This is a genomic window from Mesorhizobium sp. M1A.F.Ca.IN.022.07.1.1, assembly GCF_003997575.1.
In the GTDB taxonomy this organism is placed as follows: Bacteria; Pseudomonadota; Alphaproteobacteria; order Rhizobiales; family Rhizobiaceae; genus Mesorhizobium.
Map to the genome: position 1 here is coordinate 1 of NZ_RZST01000286.1, position 7,867 is coordinate 7,867.

Below are 7,867 nucleotides of genomic sequence, written 5' to 3' on the forward strand. Positions count from 1 at the left end.
CCCTTGCCGATGCGCTGCAAGAGATCGAAGCCGAGGTCGCGTTCGAGCAGCCTCAGCTGATGCGAGACGGCGCTGCGGGTGAGGTGGAGTTCATCGGCCGCGCGCCACACGCTGCCGTGACGAGCAAAACTGTCGAGGGCGCGAAGCGCCTGCGTGGAAGGTATGCGCAAGAGGCCTCAGGTGAACCGAATTTGCACGAGCCGGGAAAACATATCACTTTTTGAAGAGCCGCTTCACTGCTTTCTTTGCGGCATGGAGAAACCGGTGACGACATCAGCGCAGGAAACGGCACTGGCCTGCATCGACGGCATCCAGCCGCTCTTGTCGGCCTGGACGCGCACCATCTTCGACCTCGGCGAGACCGCCTGGCGCGAGTACCAGTCCGCAGCCTGGTATGTCGACCGGCTGAAGCGTGAAGGCTTTTCGGTGGAAGAGGGCTCGGGCGGCATGCCGACCGCCTTCTGCGCGCATTGGACGAATGGCGACGGACCGACGATCGGCATGTATGCCGAATACGACGCCGTGCCCGGCAACTGCCAGGATGCCGCGACGGTCAAGCAACCGCGGGCGGGGCTCAGCGTCGAGGCGGGTGGCCATACCGATCCGCACTCGGGCCTCGGCATTGGCAGCCTCGGCGGGCTGCTCGCCGCCAAGGCCGCGATGCAGCAGCATGGCATTCAAGGCACGCTGCGCTTCACTGGCGAGCCGGCAGAGAAGGTGAGGGGCTCGAAGCCGATCCATGCCGCCAAGGGCTATTATGACGGCCTTGCGGGCATGATCTCCTTTCATCCCTTCTACATGCTGCCGCTCTGCAACACCGCGCGCTGGGACACGCATTGCGGCGCGGCCTATTCGATGATCTACCGCTTCATTTGCGACGAGCCTCAGAATTGGGGCCGCGCAAGCGACGGCGCCCCGATCCCGCAGGCGCATTCCGCGGTCAGGGCGCCAGGTGCCAACGATGCGCTGATGATGATGTACATGGCTTCCAAGGCGCTGCGCGATTCCATGCTGACGCACCAGGGCGGCTGGTCGATCAGCGAGGCGATCCTGACCGCGGGCCAGGCGACCGCCGACAATCTGCCGGCGGGCCTTGCCGAGATCCAGTACATGATCCGCGTGCCGACCATCGCCATGGCCGAGCAGGTGACCGCCGTGCTCGACCGAAACGCGGAAGCGGCGGCGAAGATGAGCGGCTGCCGCTACGAACGCCACTGGGTGTCGAAGTCGCGCCCGGGACTGGCCAACCACGCCATGGCCCGCATCACCTATGAAGCGCTCTCTACCGTCGGTCCGCCACAGTGGAACGAAGAGGCGAGGGCGATCGCCCGCGAGGTCCAGGTCAATGCTGGCGGCGAGGCGACCGAGAATCCGTTCATCGACGAGCTGGAGCGCCTTATCACGCCGCAGGAGGCCGAGGCGGTCCTGCGGCGCGACCTGCCGCCCTCGCAGGTGAACTCGACCTCGGACGACTATACCGACATGAGCTGGCACGCGCCGACATCGCGCTTCTACGTCGCCCGCCCGGCGCTGCGTTCGGCCAACGGCCACGCCTATCCCGCTTGGGTGGTGAATGCGTTGGGCGGCATTGCGGCCACCATCGACCCGATGGTGACCTGCGCCTCCAAGACCGTCGCGCTCACCGCGCTTCGCCTACTGGAAGACAAGGCGGCGCGCGATGCGGCCATGGACGAATTCGTCAAGCGAACCGGCGGCGGCGCCGGCGGCTCGAACTGGATCGCGCCGCTTTGCGACTACGAGCCGCCGATAAACTTCCGCTGGCCGGAATATGTCACCACCGGGCGCGGGCGCGACTGGTGGATACCGAGCAGCCAATCATCTCAAGCAGACCGACCCCGAGGAGAACACCATGACCGTCCATGACCGCATCGTCGCTGAGCCGTTCTCGCTGCAGCGCCGCAATCCCAATGGCGGCACCAAGCCGCTCACTGCCTGGGGCTTCGCCAACGAGACCGACGTTCTGAGCGACGTGCTGCTCGGCTCGCCCAATTTCCTTCGCCATCTTTCGACCAGTTCGCTGTCCAGAAAGCATTTGCGCGAGGCGCCCTGCAACATCCAGATCGCCCAGGCGCAGCACAAGGACCTCGTCGCCGCTTACGAGCATTTCGGCGTCACCATCCACTGGCACGAGCCGACGCCGGAACTGCCGATGCAGGTCTATTCGCGCGACTCCAGCGTCATGACGCCCTACGGCGCGTTCATCACCGCAATGGCCAACTGGTGGCGGCGCGGCGAGAACTACGCCGCCATCCGCACCTATGAGAAGCTCGGCATCCCGATCTACGACATGGTGACCGCCGGCACCTTCGAGGGCGGCGACTTCAACGTCATCGAGGAAGGCGTGGTGCTGATCGGCTGCGGCGGCGCCCGCACGCAGGAGGAGGGAGCGCGCCAGGTGCAGGCCTGGTTCGACAAGGAAGGCTGGGAGACGCGCATCGCCTTCATCGACGAATACTACGTGCACATAGACCTGATGGTGGTGCCGATCGCCGAAAAGCTCACCGCCGTCTGCCTTGCCTGCACCGAGCCCGGCATCGTCGACTGGCTGAAGGGCAAGGGCCACGAGATCATCGACGTGCCCTTCCAGGATACGATGGCGCTCGGCTGCAACTTCATGTCGCTAGGCAAGGACAGGGTGATCGCCCCGACCTCGAGCAAGACGCTGATCGAAAAGCTGAAGGCACGCGGCTTCGAGGTGGCGGCCGTCGACATGAGCGAGATCTCCAAGACCGGCGGCGGCATTCACTGCATGGCGCAGGCGCTGAAGCGGGTGAAGGCATAGGAGCACGGCGCCGAAGCTGCCAATCTCCCCCTTGAGGGCCCTTGAGGGGGAGATCTCCAGCAGGACAGAAGGGGGCGCGAAAGAGCTTCGATCTGTCCCGTTTCGCTCTCTCTCTACGCTGCGCCGGTCCACTCAGCGTATCGCCTCAGGCCCATGCCGGCGAACAGCATAATCATCATGATGGTGAAGAAGAAGGCGATGCCGAGGTAGAAGAAATTCGCTATGGGCGAAATCTTCACATACCGCACCTGCTTGAACGGCACGCCGCTCGGCTTTGTCGCCGCCAGTCCGAGCCAGAAGAACAGGGTGACGGCAACGAGCACGCCGATATAAGGATCCATCCAGTCCGGCACTCTGACGAAGCCGAAATTGAACGCAAACGCCCGGTTCGCTGACAATAGCAGCACAGACGATATCGAACAGGCAAACAACATGCGTTTCATGCGGCGTTCCCCTATATCCGCAGCGATAATCTCTCTTGATTGAGAGCCTGTTATTCCTGCCCGTCAAGATTGCTGGCAACGCGCGTGCCGTTCTTGCCAATCGTTTGTTGAGCAACGCCCGCACGGCCGGCTCGCTGCCCGCGATAACTTGCGGGATGCCGAACATGAGCGCACACTAAAATTCGGGCGGAGGGGGCTCATCAACAAGAACGGGAGGAATTCATGAATGCCATGAGCTTCACTGCCCTTGAGGGCGGCAAGACCACAGTCGATGCCGCCGCCCTGGAAACGCTTTCGACGCAAATACGCGGCACGGTGCTGCGGGAGGGTGACGCCGGCTACGACGGCGCGCGCAGCATCTGGAATGACATGATCGACCGGCGGCCCGGGCTGATCGCGTGCTGCGTCGGCGCCTCCGATGTCGTTGCCGCGGTGAATTTCGCCCGTGAGAACGGACTTCTCGTCTCCGTGCGCGGCGGCGGTCACAACATTGCCGGCAGCGCCATCTGCGAGGGCGGCCTCGTCATCGATCTCTCCATGATGAAGTCTGTGCGGGTCGATGTCGCGGCGCGGCGCGCCTGGGTCGGACCCGGCGCCACGCTTGTCGATGTCGACCGCGAAACGCAGGCCTTCGGACTGGCGCTGCCGACCGGCATCAACTCGACCACAGGTATTGCCGGCCTGACACTGGGCGGCGGCTTCGGCTGGATCACCCGCAAATACGGGCTGACCATCGACAATCTCGTTTCGGCCGACGTGGTAACCGCGCACGGCAAGCTGCTGCGCGCCAGCGAGACCGAGAACGCGGACCTGTTCTGGGCGCTGCGCGGCGGCGGCGGCAATTTCGGCGTCGTCACGGGGTTCGAGTTCAAACTTCACCAGTTCGGGCCGCAAGTGCTGTCGGGCCTTGTCGTCCATCCCTTCGCCGATGCCGGGAAGGTGCTTCGGGAATACCGCGCCGCGCTCGAAACTGCCCCCGACGAACTGACCTGCTGGGTGGTCATGCGGCAGGCGCCGCCGCTGCCCTTCCTGCCGGCCGAATGGCACGGCAAGGAAGTGCTGGTGCTGGCCATGTGCTATTGCGGCGCTATCGAGGCTGGCGAAAAGGCGACGCAAAAGCTCCGCGCCATCGGCACGCCGATTGCCGACGTCGTCGGTCCCAACCCGTTCACGGGCTGGCAGCAGGCCTTCGATCCGCTGCTCGCGCCTGGCGCCCGCAATTATTGGAAGAGCCATGACTTCACCGAGCTTTCCGACAGCGCGATCGAGATCACCACGACCGCGATATCCAGGCTTCCGGGTCCCGAATGCGAGATATTCTTCGGCCATGTCGGCGGCGTCGCTGGCCGCGTCCCGGCGGAAGCGACGGCGTTTCCGCAGCGGAGCTCGCATTTCGTCATGAATGTTCACGCCCGCTGGCGCGAACCGGCCATGGACAAGGCCTGCATCGAATGGGCTCGAGACATCTATGAAGCATCAAAGCCTCATGCTGCCGGAACGGCCTATGTGAACTTCATGCCGGAGGATGAGATCGACCGTGTCGAAGCGGCCTATGGCGGCAATTATCGCCGGTTGCTCGAGATCAAGCAGCGCTACGATCCGCAGAACCTGTTCCGCATGAACCAGAACCTGCGTCCGAAGGAAGGACTGCGGGCCGCCTGACGGGGCAGCATGCCTCAGCCGCGCCGTCCCGACGCGTCTCGTTGACGAAGCCTTGAAGCCTGGAGCGCGTCGAGCCGTTGCTGGAGATGGCCGTTGAACACGATCATCTCCTTCAGCGCCTTCACCGGGTCGCCCTTGTGGCGGGCGATGAACCGCTCGGCGATTGCCTGAAGCGCCGCTTCCTCGCGGCTGTCGAGCCTGACGATGTGATCCATCTCGGGTGCTCCGCAGGTTCCCACTAGCATGTGAACAAAAAGGGAACAAAATTGTCAACGACGAATTGACTCAGCGAGGAACGGGTTCCTATTTTGTCAGCAGATGGGGCGGTTGCTCAGGATCACGGAGAGCCGCGTTGGGCAGACGGAGAAGCCGCTATGACAGATTGTTCCGGTCGGACGCGGAGGCGATCATTCGCGATGCGTTGGAACTGCGCCAGACCGTGCTGGCGGCGCAGCTCAATCTCAAGCCCAACGGCGAAATGTACTGGCGGCTCAACGGGTTGGTGGAGAGGCTGCATGAGATGATGGGCGCGGTGGCGGGCAGGGACCTCGATTTCCGCGCCGCCTGGCTCGGCCTGCTGCCGCTGCCTGAGGATAATTCAGACCGGACATGAGAAATGGCCGGACCCATGGACAGCGTCGGCCGGGCGGCCAAGGCCAACATGCTGCTCATAGTCGAATGCCGCCACTGCTACCACGCCGGCCGCTTCAAGGCGAACGACGTGGCCAAGGTGGTCGGCTGGAACAAGCCGCTCGAAACCATCCGCTTCCGCTGCAAGCGCTGCGGCCGCAAGGACACTGAGGTCAAGACCCAGTTCATCGACCAGGATCACCCGCCCAAGGGTTATATCTGGGTGCTGCAGAAGGCGAGGAGCTAAAACAACGACCCCTGCGCCGGCGGTTCCGCCGGAAACTTGATCTGCGTCGCCGGCTTGTCCACGATCACCAGCGCGTCGTTCGGCGCCGGCCGCTGCAGCGTCTTCGCCTCCGACCACGGCGCTGTCAGCCACAGCTCGGTCTCCTCCTGAGTGGTCAGCATCACCGGCATCGCCTTCTCGTGGATCGGCGCGATCAACGCGTTCGGCCTGGTCGTCAGGAAGCCGTAGAGCTCGTGGTCGCCCGGACCTTCCTTCACCTTGCGCACGCCATGCCAGGGCGTCCACATCCCGGCGAAGAAGAACAGCGGGCGGTCCTCGCCGAGCGCGAACCAGAAATTCTTCTGCACGCCGGTTTCAGGATCCTTGTCGCCGGGCTTTGGCGAGGGCTCGGCAAAGCTCGTCACCGGCACCAGGCAGCGGTTCTCGACGCCGAGATAAGGCAGCCAGTGGGCATATTGCGGGTTGCGGATGTTGGTCGTGCCGGGATCGGCATTGCCGCGCACGCGTTCTTGCGGCGTCGGCATGCCCCAGCGCAGCCGGGCGAGCTCGCGGCTGCCGTCGGCGGCATTGCGCACCACCGGCGCCGGCTGGTTCGGATAGATGTCGACCGAAGGTTCGAGATTGCCCGAAATGTCGCGCAGCGCTCGCGTCCACTGGCGGATCGCTTCCTGGCTTGTGGTGATGTTGTAAAGATTGCACATCGGCAGCATCCCCGTCCCGCCGATTGTTCCCATATTTTCCGCGGAGCGCAAACTGGTTGCCGGTGAGGCGATGGCAAGCCACACGAATTGAGGATATCGGGCGCTCAGCGTCTGCGCCCGCCGCGCCGCTTTGGCTCGGCCGGCTCCGCGGCCGGCGGCTCGCCCGGCAGGCCCAGCCGGTGGCGTTCCTCCTCGGCGAAGGCTTCGGCTTCCGCGTGGATGTTGAACAGTTGATGGGCCAGCCGGCCGCCTTCGACGACGCGCACCAGCCATTGGCCGTTGATGAATTTTACGCGGACACTGTCTGGTTCGCCTGCCACCATGTGCAGCTCCAGCTCGTCGCCCTAAGAATTGCATCCTCGAACAGCAATACGATTTAACGCACGAAGGGTCGCCGCAAGCAACCGCTTATTATCCTCAGCAGGAGAATAGTTGCAAGGCACGAGCACACTTGATGTCGAAAATACAGATTTCCGGTAAGGGCCGTTCAAAATGGATAAAATCCAGACACTGAAAGCTTGAAGGACACCCTAGGTAGAATTCGACTTCGATGCGGCGCCCGGTCCGCGCAACGATACGCCTCTCGAGCGCTTTGGAGCGATTGTGAGCGCGTGCAGGTCCACCGCGGCAGCAGCGCTGGTTACGGACCCATCGGTGGTGTGGAGGGCTTGCTTGCAAGGCGCGCCGACGGCCCGGCAGCCTGGGGGGGTGTTTTGGGTTCGGCGGCCGGGCCTGACCGGAGTTTGCGAGCCTGCCGGCTACTTCGAACATGCGCTTGTACTAATGCAAGGGCAAGAACGACCTAGGCCCTAGGACCAAAGCAGTGGGAGGGGCGCAAACGGCCGAATACGAGCACCGGCCCGCGCGAGGCTCCGGCCCGCCTCCACAGAACATTTGCCCAGCATCAGAAACCGAAGAACTGCTTGCCCACGAGGTAGCCCAGCGCCACGACTGCCAGCGGGAACAGCGCCGGCGCTATCCTGCCGAATGGCGAGGATCTTATCTCGCCCGCAGGGGCGTTGGGCTTGGCGTTGCCGAGGTTCTTGGTCATGGGTCCGTTACCGGAATTCGCTGCCGGGTGACCAACAATATTAGAAAGCGCTGATTAATTTTCTCACAATTCGATTGATGCAATTTGCAGCTATCGCCGGTAGTCGCTCTTCGCCCGGGGGTGCGCTTCCCGCTTCCTTGCCGATACCGTCAATGTCGGACCGGGCGAGCGTTCTACCCGCCTGGGAACCCTTCCCGCCCTCGCCAGGTTGATATGCGAGGCGAACCACCATGCTAGGCTGAATCGACATTCAGCGCATCCATAACATAGCTGCGGCGAGATGGATGAAGGCGAGGAAGTGGCCGGCGCGACGATCGAAGCGTGTGGCGA

General features: G+C 63.6%; 11 protein-coding genes. 5 read left to right on the forward strand and 6 right to left on the reverse strand.

Annotated features, from left to right (window positions below; translation table 11 throughout):
- Positions 1-170 (reverse strand): LysR family transcriptional regulator (locus EOA75_RS25000; protein WP_127325414.1); only part of this gene is annotated, 170 nt, incomplete at its 3' end.
- 82 nt (positions 171-252) lie between these two features.
- Between EOA75_RS25000 and EOA75_RS25005 the strand changes: the two genes are divergently transcribed.
- Together EOA75_RS25005 and EOA75_RS25010 are read left to right on the forward strand one after the other, a co-directional pair.
- Positions 253-1,884 carry an amidohydrolase gene (locus tag EOA75_RS25005; protein WP_164747545.1) on the forward strand — a complete coding sequence of 544 codons (1,632 nt, stop codon included), beginning with the start codon at positions 253-255 and terminating at the stop codon, positions 1,882-1,884.
- Complete coding sequence (locus tag EOA75_RS25010) at positions 1,871-2,803, forward strand: dimethylarginine dimethylaminohydrolase family protein (RefSeq protein WP_127325416.1); 933 nt, start codon at positions 1,871-1,873, stop codon at positions 2,801-2,803. The genes EOA75_RS25005 and EOA75_RS25010 overlap by 14 nt, the downstream gene beginning before the upstream one ends.
- A gap of 113 nt (positions 2,804-2,916) precedes the next feature.
- On the opposite strand, the gene EOA75_RS25015 is transcribed toward EOA75_RS25010, so the two are convergent.
- Complete coding sequence (locus EOA75_RS25015; protein WP_127246655.1) at positions 2,917-3,246, reverse strand: hypothetical protein; 330 nt, start codon at positions 3,244-3,246, stop codon at positions 2,917-2,919.
- A 222-nt stretch (positions 3,247-3,468) separates the two neighbouring features.
- On the opposite strand from EOA75_RS25015, the gene EOA75_RS25020 reads away from it, so the two are divergent.
- Positions 3,469-4,908, forward strand: coding sequence for an FAD-binding oxidoreductase (locus tag EOA75_RS25020; protein WP_127325417.1), 1,440 nt, complete (start codon positions 3,469-3,471; stop codon positions 4,906-4,908).
- Between the two features lie 14 nt (positions 4,909-4,922).
- On the opposite strand, the gene EOA75_RS25025 is transcribed toward EOA75_RS25020, so the two are convergent.
- A complete protein-coding gene (locus tag EOA75_RS25025) occupies positions 4,923-5,123 on the reverse strand; it encodes a hypothetical protein (protein WP_095779104.1) in 201 nt (66 codons plus the stop codon).
- Between the two features lie 137 nt (positions 5,124-5,260).
- Between EOA75_RS25025 and EOA75_RS25030 the strand changes: the two genes are divergently transcribed.
- Together EOA75_RS25030 and EOA75_RS25035 are read left to right on the forward strand one after the other, a co-directional pair.
- The gene (locus EOA75_RS25030; protein ID WP_127325418.1) at positions 5,261-5,521 is read left to right on the forward strand and encodes a hypothetical protein; all 261 of its coding nucleotides are present in this window, start codon (positions 5,261-5,263) and stop codon (positions 5,519-5,521) included.
- A 3-nt stretch (positions 5,522-5,524) separates the two neighbouring features.
- The gene (locus tag EOA75_RS25035; RefSeq protein ID WP_127325419.1) at positions 5,525-5,785 is read left to right on the forward strand and encodes a hypothetical protein; all 261 of its coding nucleotides are present in this window, start codon (positions 5,525-5,527) and stop codon (positions 5,783-5,785) included.
- Here the strand turns inward: EOA75_RS25035 and EOA75_RS25040 are convergent.
- The 3 genes from EOA75_RS25040 to EOA75_RS34200 all read right to left on the reverse strand — a co-directional run bounded on the left by EOA75_RS25040 (position 5,782) and on the right by EOA75_RS34200 (position 7,537).
- Positions 5,782-6,486 carry an SOS response-associated peptidase gene (locus EOA75_RS25040; RefSeq protein WP_095824689.1) on the reverse strand — a complete coding sequence of 235 codons (705 nt, stop codon included), beginning with the start codon at positions 6,484-6,486 and terminating at the stop codon, positions 5,782-5,784. The genes EOA75_RS25035 and EOA75_RS25040 overlap by 4 nt on opposite strands.
- Before the next feature lie 104 nt (positions 6,487-6,590).
- Positions 6,591-6,809: a hypothetical protein gene (locus EOA75_RS25045; RefSeq protein WP_066999287.1), complete on the reverse strand. Its 219-nt coding sequence runs from the start codon at positions 6,807-6,809 to the stop codon at positions 6,591-6,593.
- 581 nt (positions 6,810-7,390) lie between these two features.
- Positions 7,391-7,537, reverse strand: a complete 147-nt coding sequence (locus EOA75_RS34200) for a hypothetical protein (protein ID WP_082954140.1) — start codon at positions 7,535-7,537, stop codon at positions 7,391-7,393.
- Positions 7,538-7,867: the final 330 nt, after the last annotated feature.

Excerpts from the sequence above, each read along its gene's own strand:
- EOA75_RS25035 (WP_127325419.1), top strand. The coding sequence starts at position 5,525 with ATGGCCGGACCCATGGACAGCGTCGGCCGGGCGGCCAAGGCCAACATG.
- EOA75_RS34200 (WP_082954140.1), bottom strand. The coding sequence starts at position 7,537 with ATGACCAAGAACCTCGGCAACGCCAAGCCCAACGCCCCTGCGGGCGAG.
- EOA75_RS25025 (WP_095779104.1), bottom strand. The coding sequence starts at position 5,123 with ATGGATCACATCGTCAGGCTCGACAGCCGCGAGGAAGCGGCGCTTCAG.
- EOA75_RS25045 (WP_066999287.1), bottom strand. The coding sequence starts at position 6,809 with ATGGTGGCAGGCGAACCAGACAGTGTCCGCGTAAAATTCATCAACGGC.
- EOA75_RS25015 (WP_127246655.1), bottom strand. The coding sequence starts at position 3,246 with ATGAAACGCATGTTGTTTGCCTGTTCGATATCGTCTGTGCTGCTATTG.
- EOA75_RS25010 (WP_127325416.1), top strand. The coding sequence starts at position 1,871 with ATGACCGTCCATGACCGCATCGTCGCTGAGCCGTTCTCGCTGCAGCGC.
- EOA75_RS25040 (WP_095824689.1), bottom strand. The coding sequence starts at position 6,486 with ATGTGCAATCTTTACAACATCACCACAAGCCAGGAAGCGATCCGCCAG.
- EOA75_RS25020 (WP_127325417.1), top strand. The coding sequence starts at position 3,469 with ATGAATGCCATGAGCTTCACTGCCCTTGAGGGCGGCAAGACCACAGTC.
- EOA75_RS25005 (WP_164747545.1), top strand. The coding sequence starts at position 253 with ATGGAGAAACCGGTGACGACATCAGCGCAGGAAACGGCACTGGCCTGC.